The following is a 21,051-nucleotide window of genomic DNA, read 5'->3' as shown; positions in this document are numbered from 1 at the left end:
ACCTGTGCTGTCTGTCTGAATGTCCACAAAGCCCTGTGGGAGCGAGCCTGCTCGCGAAGGGGGCGTGACATTCAATAGAGATGTTGACTGACCGTCCGCTTTCGCGAGCAGGCTCGCTCCCACAGTGGACCGTGTGAAGTTCTACTTAATCGCTTGGCTTTTCATGGTTTCTTCCAGCGCCTGAGTGCAGCGCTCCTGCGCCGTGTCCAGCTCCAGCTTCATCTGTTCGATGTCGAGCATCTGCTGCTCCAGCTGTTCACGACGTTCGGCGATTTTGTTGAGCATGGTTTGCAGTTGTTTCTGGTTGCCGCCGGTCGGGTCATAGAGTTCGATCAGCTCGCGGCATTCGGCGAGGGAGAAGCCGATACGCTTGCCCCGCAGGATCAGTTTCAGGCTGACCTTGTCCCGGGGCGAGTAGATGCGTTCCTGGCCACGGCGCTCGGGGCTGAGCAGGCCTTGCTCTTCATAAAAGCGAATGGCCCGCGTGGTGATGTCGAGCTCGCGAGCGAGGTCGGAGATGCTATAGGTCTGGCTGCTCATGGAAGCGCTCGAAAAAGGTCATGGCGCTAAACTAATGGCAGGTTGACGTTTACGTCAAGGGGCGGGCTCTGCGATGTGATCCTGGCCTCTTCGCGGAAAAGCCTCGTTCCTACAGGGCGACGATGATTCTGTAGGCGCGAGGCTTGCCCGCGAAGAACGACACGCGGATTAACGCCCTACATCTTGTCCAGCTTCTTCTCATGCGCCGTCACTTGCTGGCACAACTCGATCATCTGCTCGCGCATCCAGCGGTTCGCCGGGTCCTGGTCGGTGCTTTCATGCCAGTAAAGGTGGGTTTCCACCGGTGGCACATCGTTGACCGGCAAACTGAAGGCGTGCAGGTCGTTACGCCGGGCAAAGCGTTCCGGCACGGTCATGACCATGTCAGTCTGCTGCAACACCTGGGAGGCCATCAGGTAATGCTGGGAACGCAGGGCGATCTTGCGCTGGATGCCCATCTTGCCCAAGGCCAGGTCGACATGGCCGAGACCGCTGCGACGGCTGGAAATATGGATGTGGGTCAGCGCCAGGTAATCATCGAGGGTGATTTTCTCTTTACCCGCCAGCGGATGGCCCTTGCGCATCGCGCAGACGTAACGGTCTTCCATCAGTTTGACGTGACGCACCTGCGGATCGGTGTTGAGCGGCGCATCCACGGCAAAGTCGAGGCGCCCGGCCGCCAGTTCCTTGGTGGTCTCGCGGCGCTTGGACAGGAAGCTTTCGATGATGACCGTCGGCGCCAGACGGCGCAGACGCTGGAACAGCGGCGGCAGGATCACCGCCTCGGTGAGGTCGGTCATGCTGATGCGATAGGTCTTGACCGCCTGCAGCGGGTTGAAAATACGGCTTTCCTGCACCGACACCCTGAGCAGGGAGAGGGCGTTGCGCACCGGGCCGATAATGTTCTGGGCCATGGGCGTTGGCACCATGCCCTGGGCGGTCCGCACGAACAATGGATCGTTGAAGGTCTCGCGCAGGCGGGCCAGTGCGTTGGAAACGGCTGGCTGAGTAATGCCGACAATCTGCCCGGCGCGGGTCAGGTTGGCTTCGGTGTAGATCGCGTCGAAGACGATGAAAAGGTTGAGGTCGACCTTGCTCAGATTCATTGCGCTGCACTCTTATTGTTGGGGCATTTTTGATAAGGCCGGGGGCCTCGGCAATCACCCGATCATATATCGGTGATGAATGTTAATACACGCCGAGAATAGGCTAGGTAAATTTTCGTAGCTGTTCTAGCATCGATTGCATGACCTGAACAACTTCCCCCAAGAAGGTAGCTGCCCATGGATTTCGCTTATTCGCCCAAGGTGCAAGAACTGCGTGAGCGCGTAACCGCGTTCATGGACACTTACGTTTATCCCGCCGAAGCCGTGTTCGAGCGTCAGGTTGCCGAGGGCGACCGCTGGCAGCCGACGGCGATCATGGAAGAACTCAAACTCAAGGCCAAGGCCGAAGGCCTGTGGAATTTGTTTCTGCCTGAGTCCGAACTCGGTGCCGGCCTGACCAACCTTGAATACGCGCCACTGGCAGAAATCATGGGCCGCTCGCTGCTGGGTCCCGAGCCGTTCAATTGCTCGGCCCCCGACACCGGCAACATGGAAGTGCTGGTGCGTTACGCCAACGAAGAACAGAAACAACGCTGGCTCGAACCGCTGCTGCGCGGTGAGATTCGCTCGGCGTTTGCCATGACCGAGCCTGACGTGGCGTCCTCCGACGCCACCAACATGGCGGCCCGCGCCGTGCGTGACGGTGACGAGTGGGTGATCAACGGCAAGAAATGGTGGACCTCGGGTGCCTGCGATCCGCGCTGCAAGATCCTGATCTTCATGGGCCTGAGCAATCCCGATGCGCCACGCCATGCGCAACACTCGATGATCCTGGTGCCGGCGGATGCTCCGGGGGTGAAGATCGTCCGTCCGCTGCCGGTGTTCGGTTACGACGATGCGCCACACGGCCACGCCGAAGTGCTGTTCGAAAACGTCCGGGTGCCGTACGAAAACGTTCTGTTGGGTGAAGGCCGCGGCTTCGAAATCGCTCAAGGTCGCCTCGGCCCAGGCCGGATTCACCACTGCATGCGTTCGATCGGCATGGCTGAACGTGCACTGGAGCTGATGTGCAAACGCTCGGTGAACCGCACTGCATTTGGTAAACCGTTGGCGCGTCTGGGCGGCAACATCGACAAAATCGCCGACTCGCGGATGGAAATCGACATGGCGCGCCTGCTGACCTTGAAGGCGGCGTACATGATGGACACCGTCGGCAACAAAGTGGCGAAGAGCGAAATCGCGCAGATCAAGGTGGTCGCACCGAACGTGGCGCTGCGGGTCATCGACCGGGCGATCCAGATCCATGGCGGGGCAGGGGTTTCCAATGATTTCCCGCTGGCCTACATGTATGCGATGCAGCGCACGTTGCGTCTGGCCGACGGCCCGGACGAAGTACACCGTGCAGCGATCGGCAAGTTCGAGATCGGCAAGTACGTGCCCAAGGAAATGCTGCGTAGCAACCACTAACCAACATCATTTCCTGTAGGAGCGAGCACGCTCGCGATGGTCGCTGACGATGACGCGTATTGTCTGGATAAACGCGGCGTCTATTTAACCCATCGCGAGCCATCTCGCCCCTACACGATGGTTGGCAGCCCAAAGAAGGCTCGCGCACACGCTGTGCTGTGAGCCGCGAGCGCTTCCTTGCTTTCCCCCCGATGCAATGCCACTTCCCGCAATACTTCAGTGAGATAAGCCGGCTCGTTACGACCATTTTTCGGTTTCGGTCGCAAGCTGCGTGGCAGCAGATACGGCGCATCGCTCTCCAGCATCAATCGGCCGCGCTTGATCTCCTTCACCAGCGGATGCAAATGCGTGCCGCGACGCTCATCGCAGATCCAGCCGGTAATGCCGATGTGCAGGTCCAGATCGAGGTAGCTGAACAGCGCTTTCTTTTCCCCGGTGAAACAATGCACCAAGGCGGCCGGTAACTGGTCACGGTAATCCCGGAGGATTTCCAGCAACCGCTGGCTGGCATCGCGTTCATGGAGGAACACCGGTAATTGCAATTCGACCGCCATCGCCAGGTGCTCTTCGAGGACTTTTTCCTGCTGCGGACGCGGCGAGAAATCGCGATTGAAATCCAGCCCGCATTCACCCACGGCCACCACGTTTGGCTCATTAAGCAGGCTGCGAAGACGCTGTGCGCTGTCGGCGTTCCAGTCGCTGGCTGAATGCGGGTGGATGCCTGCGGTGGAGAACAGGCGCTGAGCCGTCTCATCCCGCTGGCGGCACAGCTCCAGCGCCTGTTCGCTGCCATCGACGCTGGTGCCGGTGAGCACCAATTGGCAGACCCCGGCGGCATACGCACGGTCGAGCACAGCCTGGTGTTTGTCGGCAAAACTGGGGTTGGTCAGGTTGACGCCGATATCGATGAGTTGCATGGTGCTACCTCGGACCCAAGGCCGGAAAGCATATCAGAGCTGTAGATTTATAAGAAAAGCCAAGAACTACAACGAGTTAAAGCTGTCTTTTGATGCCGCGAGACAAACCGGGGTGGTCGCCGTGCCATCACGGCGCCAGTCTTTCGCACTTTGCCAGCGCTCCAGGCGCTCTGTTTCTGTCGTGCGATTTCACTTTTTTGAGATCGACTCAGTATTCTTTCCGGAGAGTGGATGATACGTCCCTCGATTTTGTTACTGCTGTGTGGTTCGTTGCTTCTGTCGATGCCGGCGGTCGCGCGTCTGGCCGGCCCGCTGCAAGCCGTGCCGGCGACCAAGGTCCGCGACCTGCAGGAAATCCGAAGCAGCCGTGTGCTGCGGGTGCTGGTCAACCAGAGTCGCAACAGTTCCGGCGAGGTCCAGGGCCAGGCCATCGGCGTTGAATACCATCGATTGCGCGCCTTCGAACAATACCTCAACGGTCACGCCCGTGACGGTCAGGAAATCACCCTCAAGATCATCCCCAAAGCCAAGGACCAGTTGCTCGGCGCGTTGCAGCGCGGGGAGGGCGATCTGGTCGCACCGGGTGAATTGCTCGATCTGCAACCGGGTCATGCCGTCAGTGCCAGCGAACCGGTTGCCAGCAACATTCCGCTGGTACTGGTCGGGATCAAGGGCGAAAAACGCTACACACGTCTCGAACAACTGTCCGGGAAAACCCTGGCATTGCCCAATGGCAGCGCCGCTGGGGATGCGATCAGTCAGATCAACCAAAAACTCGCCTTGCACAAACTGGCGCCGGTAAAGATCGAGTGGGTCGATCCAACCCTGGCGGTCGAGGACGTGCTGGAGATGGTTCAGGGCGGCATCTTTCACCTGACCATCGTCGAACAACCGATTGCCGAACGGTGGGGCAAGATCCTGCCCAAGCTGCGTTTTGATCGGCAGGTGTTGATCAGCGACATGGGTGAAGAGTACTGGTTCGTCCGTCGCGATGCCTCGATGCTGCGGGCGAGTATCGATCGGTTCCTGGTCGGGTACAAAAAGCCTTCGGATCAGGACGCGGCCTTCCTGCGGATCTATCGCCGCCTCTACCAAGTGCACTATCCGTTGGCCAAGGGCGATCGCCAGCGCTTGGAAAAACTGCGACCGGTGCTGCAGAAACACGCCGATGCCCAAGGCATGGACTGGCTGAACCTGGCAGCACTGGCGTTCAAGGAATCTGCCCTGCAGCCCAGCGCCCGCGGCGGTGGTGGCCCGACCGGCCTGATGCAGATCACTCCGTCAGCGGCCCAGCGCGTGGGGGTCAATAACATCCAGGACCTCGACGCCAATGTTCAAGCCGGGGCCAAGTACCTGGCCATGATCCGCCGCAAGTTTTTTGCCAGCCCCAAACTCAACGAACGTGAGCGCATGGCGTTCGTGCTGGCGGCTTACAACATCGGACCGGAAAGGGTTCAAGGCATGCGCGCTGAGGCGCGACGCCGCGGGCTGAATCCCAATCAGTGGTTCTTTCAGGTCGAGCGTATCGCTATGGAGCAAGTGGGAATGGGCCCTGTCAGCTATGTTAATAGCGTGAACAAGTATTACCTGGCGTTCGATCGGGAGCGGGAGTCGTTGGAGCCCCAAGGGCAGAAAGTTGCCTCACGTAAATGATCGACTTAACTGATTGTTATGACGGAATAATTGCACTATTAATATTTGGTTTACTGATTAATATAGCGATCAACCACACACAACTCCGAGAATGGATGACATCGCATGAGCTCACTGATTAACAAGGTACTGTTTACCCGCGCTGGCTACGGCCTGACTGTTCTGCGAATCTTCATCGGCATCATTTTCGCTGCCCACGGCTCGCAGAAACTCTTCGGCGCCTTCGGCGGCTATGGCCTGGCAGGCACCGCGCAGTACATGGAGAGTGTTGGTTTGACGCCGGGTTACGTGATGGCCACCTTGGCCGGTGGTACTGAATTCTTCGCCGGGCTGGCGCTGATCATTGGTCTGCTGGTACGTCCGGCGGCGCTGGGGCTGGCGTTCCTGTCGCTGGTTGCGATCTTTACTGTGCACATCAGTCACGGTCTGTTCATGGCCAATAACGGTTATGAATTCGCCCTGGCCCTGCTGGGCGGCACCCTCGCGGTGCTGATCGAAGGGGCTGGCAAGTTGTCGGTTGACCGCGCCATCGCTGGCTGACCGCTCTGGCTCAACGAAAAGGCCCGCATTGCGGGCCTTTTTTGTTGCTAGGGATTCTTGACACTGCTGTATCGGCTTCTCTAGGATGCTGCTCATGCGCCGATTTAAACAGCTACTTGCGGGGCGCCAGGTGACTCATCCAGTTACCGACAGAAGCCTGGAACAGGCTTCGAAATACCGCTAAAGCGCTGGTTCGGTGTTGCCTCTCACCTGCCATGCAGACTTTTGAGGCAGAGACACGACACGATGAATGCATTAAACCCCGTTGTACGTCCCGCGCCGATCACGGCACATCTCACCCAGCGCAATCCAAAAATCCTGCTTGGCGGCAAACATCAGCCGACGCTCCTGCGTTACCTCGACGGTTGGCCACGTCGCACCGGTGGGCCTGCAGCGTTCCTGATCCAGTTTGTCGAAGATGGCGAGTCGCTGGCCCGATTTGCCAGTGACAGTTTCGACCTCGCGGTGATTCAGTCACCCAGCCTCGAAGACGCCCCCGAAGTGATCAGGCAACTGACCCGCGTGGCCCGGCAAGGATTGATTACGCGTCGCTGATACTGGAGCGCTTCCAGGCGTTTGGTAGAACGCGCACGTACCTGTCCATTTCGCAAAGCCGTTAGCCGCGGCCTATGGGAACTAACAAAAATATTATTACCCCCCCCTTATCTGCAATGATGATTCTTCGGGGGTGGAGACGAGCTCAAAAAGTATGGCGCCATCAATGCGCTCAGCTTAAGCGGCAGGTTGGAAACTCGTATTTATCCTCCTACAGTATGTGGTGAGACTACAAGTCTTTGGAATGTCTCGTGGCTGTAACACGTTTTGTTGTTTTTGTTAGGCAATATAGCCAGTCGCTATACCTGAAAGATTGCGTCGCTTAAAAAAGTTTTAAATTTCAGTTTTTTTTGTCTTTAGATTTTGTATCGACTGCTACGCTTGTGCCTGTCAGTGGGTGTACCAGTCACAGCGGCGAAGCTTTATTTTCCGGCTTTGCAATGATCACTTGGGTTTGATTTTTCTATCAACAATATATGGAAGGGGTGGGGTGTGGAATGATTCGAACTTGCCTCCCTATTGTTATGCTGGGCTTGTGCGCAACCAGTGTCTGCGCCGAGCCTATGTGCAATGACGATGGCTCAGTGAGAAAAAGCGAGTCGGCTTACAGTATTCCGCAGGCTACGTATTTGCTCGAGGCGAGAGAAAATTACAATAACAAGGTTTTGGCTCTTTCCAAGCTCGACAGCTCAGTTGATCTGGCGATTTTAAAGCTTCAAGGGAGCAGTGAAGGGATTTATCTTAAACGGCAGGATTTTTTGCGCATTCTCTATGCACCCGACCCTGACTCAGTTTTAGGTAAGAAGCTGTCGTTGCCAGCGAGCGACATAGATTCGCTCAAGAAATGCAATAAGTCGGTGGCGCCATTCAGGGATATGGGGCCAATTCCTTCAAACGTCTCTCTGAATCCCAAGGATGCTTGCAGAATTTTACAGTTCGACAAGTATTGTCTGACAGGTAAAGACGCACCCGGGTTTGTCGTCGAAGGACGGGCTGAGCAAGCTGTTTTCAGTGTGCTGACAGTGATTGTTTCGGACGGGGGGACGCCCTATTGCATGGGGATTTTAAACAAAAAATACGGGGAGCTATATTTAATAACTTCACGTCATTGTTTCATCGATAGAGAGACGGGCAGGGCTCGTGTCGACATCAAGCTACGGCGTGGCGTGACGGTGGATGAAAAAACCAAAATAGCAATTAGTGAGTCAGCCATCGGTAGTTTGGAATTCCCATGTACTGGACGCTGCACTTTACCTGTAGGTGCCTATGGACCAGAGCAAGATGCCATATCAATAAAAGTATCCAGCACAGGTAGCCCCAACCTAGACGCCGGAGTTATAGAGGTGGTACGGCCTGTCCTCTGCACTTCGGCTGTGAGTGGTGACATGGATAGTTGTACCAAAGTTTGGGTCATGGGGTTTTTTCCTGGTTTATTGCAAGCAAAGCTACTTGAGTCCGAGCGTACCGGCAGTGCCAGGGATACGTCCTATCGAGGACAGTTAAGATGGGCGAGACCTTACGGCGATTATGCCAGAGTAAATTATGTAGAAAATGAGTGCGGATATTACACAGCACAAACCACTGGTGGATTTAGCGGATCGCCGCTGATTGCTGGCGTGCAACAGGTTGGCGGTAAATGGGTCATCAAAATCGTGGGAGTCCATATAGGTGCTAATAGCGCCGACAAGGAGGCATGGCCTGCCTGCAAGACAGATGACAAAAATCCGAGTGACTCCAGGCTGTCGTTGAATATTGTAGATCTGAAGGTGGACTCTCCATGAAAACAACATTTTTAATGCTGTCGGTCGTACTCGCTAGTTTCACAGGTTGCTCAAATTGGTCTGGAAAACCCAATCCTCATATCGTCGGCCCGGAGGGAGATAAAAACCTGATTTTAAAGTCCGGTGTTTTTAAAAGTTGTATGCATTTTGATAATGCAAAAGCCGGCGCTGAGATTGCACCAATTGCCGCGGCTTTTGCACTTTCGGCCATTGAAAAAGTCAGTACCTTGGCGGTGGATAAGATGGTGGGTGCTCTGTCAGAAGTGGCAAAAAATAGAAATGATGCTTTTCCTGTTGACGGAAAAAGTGTTGCTAACATGTATAGGAATGAGCCTGCGGGAGTCGCGCTGCAGCGCTGCCTGGTTGTAGTTGCAGGTGTTCAGGATTCGACCAGTCAACTATGTGAGAACAAGGATTCTGATTGGTATAAGCAGCTAACGAATATGGATGCCTGTCGCAACGATGAACCGGTTATCGAGAGCATCAATGGCTGGGGCATCAGCAAGCCTGCATTTTATGCGGAAATTGTTTTGTATTCTCCTAATGATGAATCCCCAAGTTATGTTGTTCCAAAGCTAGTATATTTATATTATCCCGAGCCGCTCTCATCACACGCTGCTAAGGATCTGAAAAGCACGATATTTACTGTTTCAGCCGCCGCCCCCAGCAACCTGACCGCTCCTGTTTTTTCATTTGTTTACGATGCAGGTCAGGTTTCGCCCAGTAAATCAATCAAGTTAGCGGGTACTCCTGAAGCTTTAAAGTTTGCGGATGATCCCGGTGTTTGGACAGTTGTACCGAGCACTCTTTCAGCTTTGGGTAATGGTGCGGTAAATTTAACGGCTTCGCTGATTGAAACACCCAAACCTAACTTATTGATTACGCAGGCTGAGGAGTTGCTCAAAGAGCAGGAGCCTATGCTTAAGACCGAACTGAACTCAAAAGTACAATACGCGTTTCTTAGTGATACGAGGAATGACGTCAGGCAAGCTGAGCTGGCCAAGGCTGAAGTTGATGACAATGCGGCACTTACTTCATGCGTCAAGCTTGGAGAGAAAATCACGGCGGCGGAAGGTGCTGCCCGCGAGCTTACAGGCGGGAAGCCAACGGTGGCTCACCAATCAGCTTGTGTGGAGTACAGAAGTGCCAGACGGCTGGCTTCACTTGCTTGGGTGAAGAGCAGTTTCAAGCGTGATGCATTGTGTTTTATCGATGATAATCAGGAGCTGATAACAGGTTGCGGTAAATAAGTAGCGTTACCGTTGGAGACCGAACGTTAGAGTCTAGCTGATGCTATTTCTTCTGGTTGGGTAATTCTGCTCTGGAAGTCAGGGATCGTTGATCGCCACGATATACACGCACTGTTCGCCGGTCGGCGTCTGCACCCGGACTTGCGCGTCTATTGCCTTGCCGATCAGGGCGCGCGCCAGTGGCCAGTCGATGCTGATCAAGCCCAGCTTCATTCACGATCATGCGCATGCGAGTGAATCGTCAGGGCGCCCGGTACTTTAGTTCGCTCAAGCCCCCCACCGTCCAGCCACCACAGCGTCTGCTTGTAAGCGCGCTGCAACAAGGACTCGGTCTGCGCGAAGTTGAACACCGAGACATCGACCGGACACAAAGGCGGGACGATGTGCAGGCTGGTGAGGGTGCGGAAGTGTTCGATGTCGCTCACCAGCTGGCGCATGCTCATCAGGTTGACGGTGTGCAAGGCTAAAGCGACCAGGCCTCGCGGCGGTTGTGTCAGGGCGCAGCTCACGCCGGTGGGAATGACCACAACGTTGGTGGCTCCCAAGCCTACGGCAGTCGAAATAGGTGTGTTGCTTGCCACACCTCCATCCACCAGAAATCGTTCGGCGATTTGTACGCAGGGGAATACCAGCGGGATGGCAGCACTCGCCAGTAACGCCTGCTTGAGTTCGCCGCTGGACAGGACGGTCTCGGCACCGCTCAGCAGATCGGTGGTAACGATGTGCAAGGGAAGTACCGCATCTTCAATGCGGTGAATGGGCAGTGCATGCCCCAGCAGTCGGTGCAAGGCTGCCGGCTGCAGCAGATGGCCACGCCGCTTGATCAGTCCTCTACAGGTATCGAGCCAAGACAGGGGAAAGATGTCGGCTTTACTCAGGCCGCGCCAGAAACCGGCTAGCGCCTCGACGCCCTCGGCATCGGGCCTTGCGGCAAAGTACGCTCCGTTGATGGCGCCTACCGACGCACCTACCACGAAATCGAAGCGAACATCGGCCTCGACCAAGGCCCGCAACATGCCCACCTGCACAGCACCCAAGCTGCCACCGCCCGCGAATACGATTGCAGTTTTGGTCGCCATGCCTGAAGCCTCTGAAGAGCCATGCGTCGAATCAGTGTAGCCGACGAAGCAGCGTTTTTTCGGGAGGGCTCTCTAGTGCGGGCGAAGTATCCCGAGCGATTTTTTAACCACCGAAAGGTTGTCACAAAACCGCATTCAGACAAGAGGGGGATTCAACATCGGAGCAGATGTTGTTAATCACCCACTTATTTTCAAGCCAAAAAGCAGAGCACTTCGAATAGAGGTTTGTATCCTTTGTTGCGACAGAGCGTTGCTTTTCGACGGGCTTATTCTTTCCTTCGCTCCGGGCATAGTGATCTCAACGGAATCGACACCACAACGGTTGTCGACGAACCGATGACCAGAGGAATTCATGATGTCCATTAGCACCCAATTGATCCCCTTTCGCGTTGAGATCCCCCAAGCCGAACTCGATGACTTGAAGCGTCGTCTGGATGGAACCCGCTGGCCGGATCGCGAAACCGTAGCCGACCAGTCCCAAGGGGCGCAATTGGCCAAGGTGCAGGATCTGGTTGGATACTGGCGCACTCAGTACGACTGGCGTCGATTCGAAGCGCGTTTGAATAGCTACCCACAGTTCAAGACCGAAATTGATGGCTTGGGTATTCACTTCCTGCACATCAAATCCCCCCATGAGAATGCCTTGCCATTGATCATGACCCACGGTTGGCCGGGCTCGATTGTCGAGTTCCTCGATACCATCGATCCATTAGTCAATCCGACCGCCCACGGCGGTGAAGCGAAGGACGCTTTCCATGTGGTGCTGCCATCGATTCCCGGGTACGGTTTTAGCGACAAGCCCACCACCAAGGGATGGAACCGCACCCGCATCGGCAATGCCTGGCACGAGCTGATGCAACGTCTTGGCTACCCTCGTTATGTTGCCCAGGGCGGCGATTGGGGCAGTGTGGTGACCACCGAGATGGGGCGCTTGAAATTTGATGGTCTGGCGGCGATTCATGTAAACCTTCCCTTTGTTGTCCCGGCCGATTTGCCGGCAGAGTTGAGTGCCGAAGAGCAGGCAGCGCTCGATCAGTGCGTGCTGTTTGCGTCTGACGGTATCGCCTATCACGATCTGCAGACGACTCGACCAGAGACCATCGGCTTCTCTCTGGCGGATTCTCCGGTGGGCCAGGCCTCGTGGATCTACGAGAAGCTTGCATCCTGGAGCGACAGCGACGGTTCTGCCGAAAGCGTGTTCTCCTACGATCAGATACTCGACAACATCATGTTGTACTGGGTAACTAACAGCGGTGCTTCGTCGGCGCGTATGTATGCCGAACATCCAGGCCTCAACTTCGGTGCCGTTCACCTCGATCTGCCGGTCGCTGTCTCGGTGTTCCCGGGAGAGATCTACACCCCGCCAAAAGCGTGGGCTGAGCAGGCGTACAGCAACCTCATCTACTGGAACAAGGCGGAAAAAGGCGGTCACTTTGCAGCGTTTGAACAGCCTGCGATTTTCGTCAGTGAAGTACGGGCGGCGTTCGCCAGCGTCCGTTAATAGTGCGGTCGGCGGCTGTGCGATGTAGTCGCGCCTGATCAACCCAAGGTTGAATAAGGGCCCGCGTGTTGAGTCTGTAAAACAGAGTCTCTGCACGTCGGGCCCTTCGTCTGCTCCCTGGTTTTGTGAGACTGCACGCCACCCGAAATGTGCAAGCGGTACTCTTTCAATCGCTGTATCTGCAGAGCGGCAGACTGGCAGACTGGCTCAATGCGTGCGTGGACTCTTCCCGTTCAGCTCAACGGACAGCGCCGCCTGGGCACTGGGGCGGGCGGCGATGCGCTCCTGGTAACGTACCAGCTCTGGCCAACGACCCAGGTCTATGGAGAACCAGGCAAGCCATCGTAGTAACGTGTAGAGATACGGATCCGCCACGGAGAAAGTCTCCCCGAGTAAATACGGCTGCTGGCTCAGCGTCTCGTTGAGTGAATCAATACGCCTGAAGAGGCGAGTGAAGATCTGATCGCGTACCTGCTGCGGGATGTCCCGAAAAAGAGGACTCATCGCACAATTCAGCTCGCAAGACAAAAAGCTCAGCCATTCACGCAGACGAATTCGTTGCCAACTGTCGACCGGAGGTGCCAAGCCTGCTTCTGGTTTGAGGTCCGCGAGAAATTCGAGAATGGTCGATCCTTCCGTCAAAACCTCTCCGTTATCGAGCATCAGCGCTGCGATGTATCCGTGAGGATTGATACTCCAATAGTTCTCACCTGCAGAGGTGGTCTTGGTGGCGTGGTCAACTTGGATTAAATCAAACGGAAGGTTCAGCTCGCGCAAAACGATATGGGGAGCCATCGAGCAGGCTTCTGGAGTGAAATAGAGCTTCATGGTGGGGCTCTCGTAACACGTGTCTGGAGGTAAAAAGGATAGCTTGCTGGCAGAAAATATCCGTCTGACGTTGATCCAGCGAAGCTCCGTTCATCTCCAAGGAAAGCGCGTCAATCACGCCTTGACCGCAACGTCTATACAAACAGGCACATGCTCCGATTGTCGCTTTTCCGGCAACTGTGAAACAACCTTGGCGTTATTTATGCGCCTTTGGCGACGCGGCATAATTTCTCGTAGGTCATGTAGGAGGGTTGAAAATGTTAATTTCAGCAATCAATACCGTCGAAATCGATGCCGCTCCAGGGCGGGTGGGCGAGGTGTGTTCGAAACTTCCTCGCATTGTTCGCGCACTCCTTGGCAGCACAGAGTGTGTGGGATACGCCATTACCGATAATCGTGGGGCTAATAACTCCTGGATTGTTAGCGGTTACTGGGCGTCAGAAAGTCAGATGCGTGCACATTTCGATCATCCGGAACTGGCTGGATTTATGGACATGCTGAGCGCTGGCATGGCGCGTCGGATTAATTTCAATAGCTTTATTATTGATCCAGCTGAAGATCAATCAAGTAATGGTATGCCCTCCTGAGAATTGAACAGAACTTCATGTCTACATGCCTTATGTTTTTACCGAGTGAGCGTCACTAACGCGTCGATCAGCTAGCTCCTAACTTATCCTGCCGTCAGCAGTTTCTAAGTGCTGTTGCGGTGGAGCGTTCGTGTGTCTGATTTTTCACGGTGTTTATAACGCGCTCACGGTGACGTGGATTAGAAGAGTCGGGGTCATTGTCTCTTGGGTGGCTACTAACAGTAGAACCCCGCGTTATTTATCAGCTGTCAGCATTCCTGCACTATTCATCCATGGGCAGTTCACTTCCTGGCTGCCGATAAGGTTCACATCTGGGCTGCCGCATATTTCGCGCACCGATAGCCAAGCTGAACCGGATCTATTTCTAGAATGGGCGTAGAAGCAGAGGCAGCGGCGATGTTGACGAAACACCACATTACCTCCGGTGCTTACCTCGAAAATTTCGGTGAGATGCCAAAAGAGATTTTATGGACGCTTAAGCAAATTGAGCAGTCCATGCACGAAACGTTAGCAAATCGCCCTACTAAGGGCGATATCTGGATTTTCGGTTACGGTTCATTGCTTTGGAATCCGCTCCTGAACTTTTCGGACCAAAAGCGGGCAACTTTACAGGGCTGGCACCGAAGTTTTTGTATGCGAATACTTGCCGGTCGAGCCACCGTGGAAACGCCGGGGCGCATGTTAGCGCTGGAGCCGGGCGGCTCTACTCAGGGCGTCGCCTTCAAGCTGACCGAACAAGTTGCACAGGAAGAATTAATACTGCTGTGGGTGCGTGAGATGCCCACAGGTGCCTACCGGCCAATATGGGTGCCATTGTCCATAGATGACGGGACTGAAATCATGGCACTTGCATTTGTGGCAGAGCCAGATCATCCACTGTATGAACAAGATGCGAGTATTGAGTCAGTTGCGCGGCACATTGCAGAAGCCTCGGGCCCTATGGGCACTAACGCTGACTATGTCCATAAATTGAACAGCGCGTTATGCGAAAGCGGTTTTGTAGATGAGTATATCGGCGCACTTTCGGCAGGGATAATGCCTTGAACTAATCCTGTTGTAACGAATGATACGTTGTAAAGGCCCCTATTTTGGGTGACAGCTTCCTCGCGCCCGAATTTTGTAAAAGCAGCTCTTTGAAATTTAGCAGGCGGTCGGAGTATTTGTTCGATCACTGTCTTTCTAAAGCAACTTAATTTAGTAGGAGAAAAGAAATGATCGCCCATCACAAACGACTTTCCGTTGCGTTGAGTGCGCTCTTAGTGGCCGGCACAGCCGGGATCGCCGTGAAGTATGGCGATCATTTTTCCCCGGTTGCAGCGGCTCATGCAACCGAGGCGTCGGCCGTTCCAAAAACAGAGGTCGACGTAGCCACGGTGGTCTTCAAACAGATCAGCGAATGGCAGAGTTATTCGGGACGCCTGGAAGCGGTGGGCAAGGTAGATATCCGCCCATTAGTGCCGGGCACTATCGTTGCCGTCTATTTCAAGGACGGGGCACTGGTCAACAAGGGTGATCGCTTGTTCACCATCGACCAACGCCCTTATCTGGCTGAAGTGGATCGTGCTGCCGGCCAGTTGGCCGCTGCTGAATCCCGTGCTGTCTACACCGCAACCGATGCTGCTCGCGCTGGGCGACTGATCGAGTCGAACGCTATTTCCAAGCGCGATCTGGATGAAAAGCAAAATGCTTCGCGTGAAGCGATTGCCAACGTGAAAGTCGCGAAGGCCGCACTCGACGCTGCCAAGGTCAATCTCTCTTACACCGACATCACCGCACCCATCGCGGGTCGTGTTTCTCGCGCGGAGCTGACTGTCGGCAACGTTGTTTCGGCTGGCCCGGCTGCACCGGTACTGACCAGCCTGGTATCGGTTTCGCCTATCTACGCTTCGTTCGATGTCGATGAGCAGACCTACCTGCGCTACCTGAACCAGGCTTCCACCAAGCCCGCACCGGTATCCCTCGGCCTGGCTGACGAAACCGGCTATTCGCGTACCGGCGTGGTCGACTCGATCGATAACCAGCTCGACACCCAGTCCGGAACCATCCGCGTTCGTGCGCGTATCGACAACGCCAATGGCGCACTGCTGCCAGGCCTGTACGCACGTATCAAGGTCGGCGGCGGCAAGCCGACGGACGCTGTGCTCGTGGATGACTCGGCGATCGGAACCGATCAGGCGAAGAAATTCGTCCTGCTGGTTGGCCAAGGCGATGTTGTCGAGTACCGAGAAGTCACCCTGGGCAACCTGCACGAAGGGCTACGCATTATCACCTCCGGTTTGAAGGCGGGTGATCGTGTGGTGGTCAGTGGTGTGCAGCGTGTGCGCCCTAACGACACCGTCCGTGCCAACTCGGTTGAAATGGCGAACATCGGCCGTTCTGCCAAGCCTTCGGCTTAACGAGAGAACATCATCATGAATATCTCTAAATTCTTTATTGACCGGCCCATCTTCGCCGGCGTGTTGTCGGTGGTGGTGGTGCTGGCGGGGCTGATTGCCCTGACCAAACTGCCGACCGCCGAATACCCGGAAGTGGTGCCGCCATCGGTGGTAGTGCGCGCTGAGTACCCCGGCGCCAACCCGAAAGTCATCGCCGAAACCGTTGCTTCGCCAATCGAAGAGCAAATCAACGGCGTGGAAGACATGCTTTACATGCAGTCGCTGGCCAACAGCGACGGCAAGTTGACCACCACGGTGACCTTCAAACTCGGCACCGACCCGGACAAGGCGCAGCAGTTCGTACAGAATCGGGTGGCTCAGGCCCTGCCGCGTTTGCCCGAAGACGTACAGCGGCTGGGCGTGACCACGATCAAGTCGTCACCCACGCTGACCATGGGCGTGAGTATCACCTCGCCCAGCGAGCGCTACGACCTCACTTACCTGCGCAACTACGCTTTGATCAACGTCAAGGATCGCCTGGCACGTATTCCAGGCATCGGTGAAGTGGTGATGTGGGGCGCCGGTGACTACTCGATGCGGATCTGGCTTGACCCACAGAAAGTCGCTCGCCTGAACCTGACGGCGACCGATGTGGTCAACGCCATTCGTGAGCAAAACGTGCAAGTGGCGGCGGGTATCGTCGGCGGTGCACCGATGCTCACCAACGTACCGCTGCAGTTGAGCGTCAACGCCCAGGGCCGTCTGAAAACCGAGCAGGAATTTCGCGACATCATCCTCAAGACCAGCGGCGGGGCGGTGACTCACCTGTCCGATGTGGCCCGTGTCGAGATGGCGGCTTCCGAGTACACCCTGCGCGCGCTGCTTGATAACAAACCTGCGGTGCAGTTGATCATCTTCCAGCAACCGGGTGCCAACTCGCTGCAGATTTCCGATGACGTGCGCAAGGTCATGGAAGAGATCAAGCAGGACATGCCCGACGGTGTCGACTACGGCATCAAGTACGACCCGACCCAGTTCGTGCGGGACAGTATCCACGCTGTGATTCAGACCCTGCTTGAAGCCATCGCCCTCGTGGTGCTGGTAGTGATCGTGTTCCTGCAAACCTGGCGCGCCTCGCTGATTCCGTTGCTGGCGGTGCCGGTGTCGATCATCGGGACCTTTGCGCTGTTGTTGGGGTTCGGCTACACCATCAACGCCCTGTCGCTGTTCGGCATGGTCTTGGCCATCGGTATTGTGGTGGACGATGCCATCGTGGTGGTGGAGAACGTCGAGCGTAATATTGCCGAAGGGTTGTCGCCGCGCGACGCGACCTACAAGGCCATGCAGGAAGTAAGCGGGCCGATCATCGCCATCGCGTTGACGCTGGTTGCGGTGTTCGTACCACTGGCGTTCATGTCCGGCCTTACCGGTCAGTTCTATCAACAATTCGCGATGACCATTGCGATCTCGACGGTGATTTCGGCGTTCAACTCGCTGACCCTGTCACCAGCGCTGTCGGCCATCCTGCTCAAAGGGCACGACGCGCCAAAAGACCGTCTGACCCGGATCATGGACGCGCTGTTCGGCCGCTTTTTCAACGCCTTCAACCGCGTCTTCAACCGTGGTTCTGAAAACTACGGCAAGGGTGTTCGCCGGGTAATCGGTCGCAAGGCTGTGATGCTGGTGATCTATAGCGTCCTGCTCGGTGGTGCGGTGTGGATGGGCGAGATCGTGCCTGGCGGTTTCGTGCCGGCGCAAGACAAAGACTACGTGGTTGCCATTGCGCAGCTGCCAAGCGGTGCCACCCTGGATCGCACCGAGAAGGTTGTCCGCGAAATGGGCGATATCGCCCTGGCCATTCCTGGGGTCAAGAACCTGCCGCAGTTCCCGGGGTTGTCGGTCAGCCTGGCCAACTCGCCAAGCAGCGCACTGGTATTCCCTGTGCTTGAGCCATCCAAGTATCGCTCCAAGGAGGAGTCCGCCTCGGCCATCGTTGCGCAGTTGAACGCCAAATATGCCGGGATCAAGGACGCGGCCATTGCAGTATTTCCACCACCGCCGGTGGCGGGTCTTGGGACAGTCGGCGGTTTCAAACTGATGATCGAAGATCGTGGCGCTCTGGGGCTGGAGGCGCTGAACAAGGCAACCCAGGACTTCCTGGCCGCTGCTGCGAAAGCGCCTGAACTGGGCCCGGCGTTCTCGATGTTCCAGATCAACATGCCTCAACTCAATGTCGAGCTGGATCGGGTCAAGGCCAAGCAGTTGGGTGTGTCGGTGACCGACGTTTTCAGCACCTTGCAGATCTACCTGGGCTCGATGTACGTCAACGACTTCAACGCCTTTGGCCGTGTCTATCAAGTGCGGGCTCAGGCGGATGCGCCGTTCCGTGCCACCGCTGAAAACATCGGTTTGCTGAAAACCCGCAACGACAAAGGCGAGATGGTTCCGCTGTCGTCGTTGATCAAAGTGACCACCACCTACGGCCCGGAAATGGTAACGCGTTACAACGGCTATACCGCCGCCGATATCAACGGTGGCCCGGCGCCGGGTTACTCGTCCGGCCAGGCTCAGGCGGCTGTCGATCGCATTGCCAAAGAAGTGTTCCCACGTGGCATCAAGTACGAATGGACTGACCTGACGTATCAACAAGTCCTGACCGGCAACGCGGCAATGTGGGTATTCCCGATCAGCGTCTTGTTAGTGTTCCTGGTACTGGCAGCGCTGTATGAAAGCCTGACCTTGCCGCTGGCAATCATCCTGATCGTGCCGATGAGCATCCTGTCTGCACTGGTGGGTGTGTGGCTGACTAACGGCGACAACAACATCTTCACCCAGATTGGTTTGATGGTGTTGGTAGGGCTGTCGGCGAAGAACGCGATTTTGATTGTCGAGTTCGCCCGAGAGTTGGAGATGCAAGGTCGAACCATCGTGCAAGCTGCGATCGAAGCCAGCCGTCTGCGTCTGCGCCCGATTCTGATGACGTCGATCGCCTTCATCATGGGTGTTGTGCCGCTGGTGTTCTCCACCGGAGCCGGTTCCGAAATGCGCCAGGCCATGGGTATTGCGGTGTTCTTCGGCATGCTCGGCGTGACCTTGTTCGGCCTGATGTTGACGCCGGTGTTCTACGTGTTGCTGCGCAAGCTGTCGGGTGTGGAGCACCTGGTGGACAAGCACGGTAAACACCCACACCTGGGCGCTGACTTTGATGCCGGTTATGACATCAGCCCGGATCACGCCTCCCACGCCAATGATGGTCATCACACTCAAGCGTCAGCTCGCGTGCCTGAAGCCGCGTTCCTGAAGTAAGGAGAACGACATGAAAGTGTTTGCAATGAATCGGATGCTTTTTCGCTCGGTGTGGCTGGCGACGATGTTGGTGACTGCTGGCTGTTCACTGGCGCCAACTTATGAGAAACCTGAGGTGTCGGCACCTCAGTCATATAAGGAGGAAAAGGCGCTGACGCCACTGGCACCTGCAGAGGCTGGTAATTGGAAAACCGCTCAGCCATCGGAAGAGTTCGCCAGAGGCGAATGGTGGCGGGTGTTCAATGACACTGCCCTGAATCACCTCGAAAGCCAGGCCCAGGACGCCAACCAGAACCTGGTCGCTGCGGCAGCCCGGTTGAAGGAGGCGAGGGCACTGAACCAGTCGGCTCGTTCGGCCTTGTTCCCGACGGTGGACGCAGGTTTTGGCCCAACCCGTCAGCGAGTTTCACCGGCCTCGCAGTTCCAGTCGGACAGCGGGCAGGGGGCCAGTCAGACGATGTGGCGTGCCCAGACCGGCATCTCGTATGAAGTCGATATGTTTGGTCGTGTGTCCAACACGGTCGATGCGGCGGATGCGGAAACTCAACGTAGCGAAGCCTTGTTCCACTCGGTGCTGTTGGCCTTGCAGGCGGACGTTGCGCAAAACTATTTCGCGCTGCGTGAACTGGACTCGGAAATTGACGTTTATACCCACGCGATCGAGTTGCGCGAGCAAGCGTTGAAACTCGTGCAGCAGCAATATGCCCAGGGTGATATCAGCGACCTGGACGTTGCTCGCGCGCAATCCGAATTGGCAACTGCACGCTCGGATGCCATGACGGTACAACGTCTGCGTGCGGCATCTGAACATAGCCTCGCAGTGCTGCTGGGCAAGACTCCAGCGGAGTTCTCAATGGCGGCCAATCCTTTGCAGCCGGTGAATCTCAGAATTCCGGCAGGCTTGCCATCGTCGCTGTTGGAACGTCGTCCAGACATCGCAGCAGCTGAGCGCTCCATGGCAGCGGCCAACGCACGAATCGGTGTAGCGAAAGCTGCATTCTTCCCATCGTTAACGCTGACAGGTACTGCAGGCTTCGAATCCGGTTCGCTGAGCAACCTTTTCAAATGGAGCAGTCGTACTTTCCTTCTGGGTCCATTGGCTGGCACGGCGCTCAGCCTGCCGATCTTCGACGGCGGTCTGCGCAAGGGTAACCTGGCCAAGGCCCGGGCCGAGTACGAGGAAGATGTTGCCAACTATCGGCAACAAGTGCTGGTGGCGTTCCGTGAGGTGGAGGACAACCTCTCTGACCTGCGGGTTCTTGAAGAGCAGACCCAGACACAGTCTCAAGCGGTAGATGCATCGGGCCGAGCTGCGAAAGTGGCGCGGGCACAGTACACCGAGGGCGATGTCATCTATCTCTCGGTGATCGATGCCGAACGCACGGCGTTGCAAGCCCGTCGGGCGGCGGTGCAATTGCAGGGTGCGCAGGCGGCAGCCACGGTCAATTTGATTCGCGCATTGGGCGGTGGCTGGGGGAATGCTTCGCCGGTGAAAACGCAGGAGGTCACGCAGCGGTAAAGTCGACCAGACATCACTGACAAGAAAACAAAGAAGCATGCCGGCGAGCATGCTTTTTTGTTTTTGTAACAGCGCAGCGTGGGCACGTTCCATTGTCTCTTTGCGAG

The 21,051-nt window shown here is 56.1% G+C and carries 17 protein-coding genes and 1 pseudogene; 12 read left to right on the top strand and 6 right to left on the bottom strand.

Annotation, left to right across the window (positions count from 1 at the left end; all coding sequences use genetic code 11):
- Positions 1-141: 141 nt before the first annotated feature.
- Entirely contained in the window at positions 142-540 is a 399-nt protein-coding gene (locus tag NTD84_RS10825) for a MerR family transcriptional regulator (RefSeq protein ID WP_262165107.1), read from the bottom strand.
- A 176-nt stretch (positions 541-716) separates the two neighbouring features.
- Positions 717-1,646, bottom strand: coding sequence for a LysR family transcriptional regulator (locus tag NTD84_RS10820; protein ID WP_262165106.1), 930 nt, complete (start codon positions 1,644-1,646; stop codon positions 717-719).
- 177 nt (positions 1,647-1,823) lie between these two features.
- Here NTD84_RS10820 and NTD84_RS10815 point away from each other — a divergent pair, with 177 nt between their 5' ends.
- Entirely contained in the window at positions 1,824-3,053 is a 1,230-nt protein-coding gene (locus tag NTD84_RS10815; RefSeq protein WP_262165105.1) for an acyl-CoA dehydrogenase, read from the top strand.
- Between the two features lie 110 nt (positions 3,054-3,163).
- Here the strand turns inward: NTD84_RS10815 and NTD84_RS10810 are convergent, their stop codons facing one another.
- Positions 3,164-3,970 carry a TatD family hydrolase gene (locus NTD84_RS10810; RefSeq protein WP_262165104.1) on the bottom strand — a complete coding sequence of 269 codons (807 nt, stop codon included), beginning with the start codon at positions 3,968-3,970 and terminating at the stop codon, positions 3,164-3,166.
- 231 nt (positions 3,971-4,201) lie between these two features.
- Between NTD84_RS10810 and NTD84_RS10805 the strand changes: the two genes are divergently transcribed.
- The 5 genes from NTD84_RS10805 to NTD84_RS10785 all read left to right on the top strand — a co-directional run bounded on the left by NTD84_RS10805 (position 4,202) and on the right by NTD84_RS10785 (position 9,749).
- A complete protein-coding gene (locus NTD84_RS10805; RefSeq protein ID WP_262165103.1) occupies positions 4,202-5,623 on the top strand; it encodes a transglycosylase SLT domain-containing protein in 1,422 nt (473 codons plus the stop codon).
- A 105-nt stretch (positions 5,624-5,728) separates the two neighbouring features.
- Positions 5,729-6,163, top strand: coding sequence for a DoxX family protein (locus NTD84_RS10800; protein ID WP_262165102.1), 435 nt, complete (start codon positions 5,729-5,731; stop codon positions 6,161-6,163).
- Positions 6,164-6,409: 246 nt separating this feature from the next.
- Positions 6,410-6,718 carry a class I SAM-dependent methyltransferase gene (locus tag NTD84_RS10795; RefSeq protein WP_262165101.1) on the top strand — a complete coding sequence of 103 codons (309 nt, stop codon included), beginning with the start codon at positions 6,410-6,412 and terminating at the stop codon, positions 6,716-6,718.
- Between the two features lie 584 nt (positions 6,719-7,302).
- Positions 7,303-8,499 carry a hypothetical protein gene (locus NTD84_RS10790; protein ID WP_262165100.1) on the top strand — a complete coding sequence of 399 codons (1,197 nt, stop codon included), beginning with the start codon at positions 7,303-7,305 and terminating at the stop codon, positions 8,497-8,499.
- Entirely contained in the window at positions 8,496-9,749 is a 1,254-nt protein-coding gene (locus NTD84_RS10785) for a hypothetical protein (RefSeq protein ID WP_262165099.1), read from the top strand. The genes NTD84_RS10790 and NTD84_RS10785 overlap by 4 nt, the downstream gene beginning before the upstream one ends.
- A 78-nt stretch (positions 9,750-9,827) precedes the next feature.
- Here the strand turns inward: NTD84_RS10785 and NTD84_RS10780 are convergent.
- Together NTD84_RS10780 and NTD84_RS10775 are read right to left on the bottom strand one after the other, a co-directional pair.
- A pseudogene (locus tag NTD84_RS10780) lies at positions 9,828-9,962 on the bottom strand (GreA/GreB family elongation factor); the annotation flags it as partial.
- Positions 9,959-10,828 carry a patatin-like phospholipase family protein gene (locus NTD84_RS10775; protein WP_262165098.1) on the bottom strand — a complete coding sequence of 290 codons (870 nt, stop codon included), beginning with the start codon at positions 10,826-10,828 and terminating at the stop codon, positions 9,959-9,961. The pseudogene NTD84_RS10780 and the gene NTD84_RS10775, both read right to left, overlap by 4 nt.
- 355 nt (positions 10,829-11,183) lie before the next feature.
- Here NTD84_RS10775 and NTD84_RS10770 point away from each other — a divergent pair, with 355 nt between their 5' ends.
- Positions 11,184-12,329 carry an epoxide hydrolase family protein gene (locus tag NTD84_RS10770; protein WP_262165097.1) on the top strand — a complete coding sequence of 382 codons (1,146 nt, stop codon included), beginning with the start codon at positions 11,184-11,186 and terminating at the stop codon, positions 12,327-12,329.
- 207 nt (positions 12,330-12,536) lie between these two features.
- Here the strand turns inward: NTD84_RS10770 and NTD84_RS10765 are convergent, their stop codons facing one another.
- Positions 12,537-13,157: a glutathione binding-like protein gene (locus NTD84_RS10765; RefSeq protein WP_262165096.1), complete on the bottom strand. Its 621-nt coding sequence runs from the start codon at positions 13,155-13,157 to the stop codon at positions 12,537-12,539.
- Positions 13,158-13,414: 257 nt separating this feature from the next.
- Between NTD84_RS10765 and NTD84_RS10760 the strand changes: the two genes are divergently transcribed.
- From NTD84_RS10760 to NTD84_RS10740, 5 genes are all read left to right on the top strand, one after another.
- The gene (locus tag NTD84_RS10760) at positions 13,415-13,744 is read left to right on the top strand and encodes an antibiotic biosynthesis monooxygenase (RefSeq protein WP_262165095.1); all 330 of its coding nucleotides are present in this window, start codon (positions 13,415-13,417) and stop codon (positions 13,742-13,744) included.
- 369 nt (positions 13,745-14,113) lie between these two features.
- Positions 14,114-14,788 carry a gamma-glutamylcyclotransferase gene (locus NTD84_RS10755; protein ID WP_262165094.1) on the top strand — a complete coding sequence of 225 codons (675 nt, stop codon included), beginning with the start codon at positions 14,114-14,116 and terminating at the stop codon, positions 14,786-14,788.
- Between the two features lie 167 nt (positions 14,789-14,955).
- Positions 14,956-16,140, top strand: a complete 1,185-nt coding sequence (locus tag NTD84_RS10750) for an efflux RND transporter periplasmic adaptor subunit (protein ID WP_262165093.1) — start codon at positions 14,956-14,958, stop codon at positions 16,138-16,140.
- 15 nt (positions 16,141-16,155) lie between these two features.
- Positions 16,156-19,425, top strand: coding sequence for an efflux RND transporter permease subunit (locus NTD84_RS10745; RefSeq protein ID WP_262165092.1), 3,270 nt, complete (start codon positions 16,156-16,158; stop codon positions 19,423-19,425).
- Positions 19,426-19,435: 10 nt separating this feature from the next.
- On the top strand, positions 19,436-20,944 hold the full coding sequence (locus NTD84_RS10740) for an efflux transporter outer membrane subunit (protein ID WP_262165091.1): 1,509 nt from the start codon (positions 19,436-19,438) through the stop codon (positions 20,942-20,944).
- Positions 20,945-21,051 lie beyond the last annotated feature (107 nt).

The sequence above is a fragment of the Pseudomonas sp. 14P_8.1_Bac3 genome (genome assembly GCF_025466085.1).
GTDB lineage: Bacteria > Pseudomonadota > Gammaproteobacteria > Pseudomonadales > Pseudomonadaceae > Aquipseudomonas.
This window is presented reverse-complemented; position numbering and strand designations above follow the sequence as displayed.

Bases quoted from the DNA above. Each gene is read 5' to 3' on its own strand.
- NTD84_RS10740 (WP_262165091.1), top strand. From the start codon at position 19,436: ATGAAAGTGTTTGCAATGAATCGGATGCTTTTTCGCTCGGTGTGGCTG.
- NTD84_RS10815 (WP_262165105.1), top strand. From the start codon at position 1,824: ATGGATTTCGCTTATTCGCCCAAGGTGCAAGAACTGCGTGAGCGCGTA.
- NTD84_RS10765 (WP_262165096.1), bottom strand. From the start codon at position 13,157: ATGAAGCTCTATTTCACTCCAGAAGCCTGCTCGATGGCTCCCCATATC.
- NTD84_RS10770 (WP_262165097.1), top strand. From the start codon at position 11,184: ATGTCCATTAGCACCCAATTGATCCCCTTTCGCGTTGAGATCCCCCAA.
- NTD84_RS10785 (WP_262165099.1), top strand. From the start codon at position 8,496: ATGAAAACAACATTTTTAATGCTGTCGGTCGTACTCGCTAGTTTCACA.
- NTD84_RS10795 (WP_262165101.1), top strand. From the start codon at position 6,410: ATGAATGCATTAAACCCCGTTGTACGTCCCGCGCCGATCACGGCACAT.
- NTD84_RS10805 (WP_262165103.1), top strand. From the start codon at position 4,202: ATGATACGTCCCTCGATTTTGTTACTGCTGTGTGGTTCGTTGCTTCTG.
- NTD84_RS10755 (WP_262165094.1), top strand. From the start codon at position 14,114: ATGGGCGTAGAAGCAGAGGCAGCGGCGATGTTGACGAAACACCACATT.
- NTD84_RS10800 (WP_262165102.1), top strand. From the start codon at position 5,729: ATGAGCTCACTGATTAACAAGGTACTGTTTACCCGCGCTGGCTACGGC.
- NTD84_RS10750 (WP_262165093.1), top strand. From the start codon at position 14,956: ATGATCGCCCATCACAAACGACTTTCCGTTGCGTTGAGTGCGCTCTTA.
- NTD84_RS10775 (WP_262165098.1), bottom strand. From the start codon at position 10,828: ATGGCGACCAAAACTGCAATCGTATTCGCGGGCGGTGGCAGCTTGGGT.
- NTD84_RS10820 (WP_262165106.1), bottom strand. From the start codon at position 1,646: ATGAATCTGAGCAAGGTCGACCTCAACCTTTTCATCGTCTTCGACGCG.
- NTD84_RS10825 (WP_262165107.1), bottom strand. From the start codon at position 540: ATGAGCAGCCAGACCTATAGCATCTCCGACCTCGCTCGCGAGCTCGAC.
- NTD84_RS10810 (WP_262165104.1), bottom strand. From the start codon at position 3,970: ATGCAACTCATCGATATCGGCGTCAACCTGACCAACCCCAGTTTTGCC.
- NTD84_RS10745 (WP_262165092.1), top strand. From the start codon at position 16,156: ATGAATATCTCTAAATTCTTTATTGACCGGCCCATCTTCGCCGGCGTG.
- NTD84_RS10760 (WP_262165095.1), top strand. From the start codon at position 13,415: ATGTTAATTTCAGCAATCAATACCGTCGAAATCGATGCCGCTCCAGGG.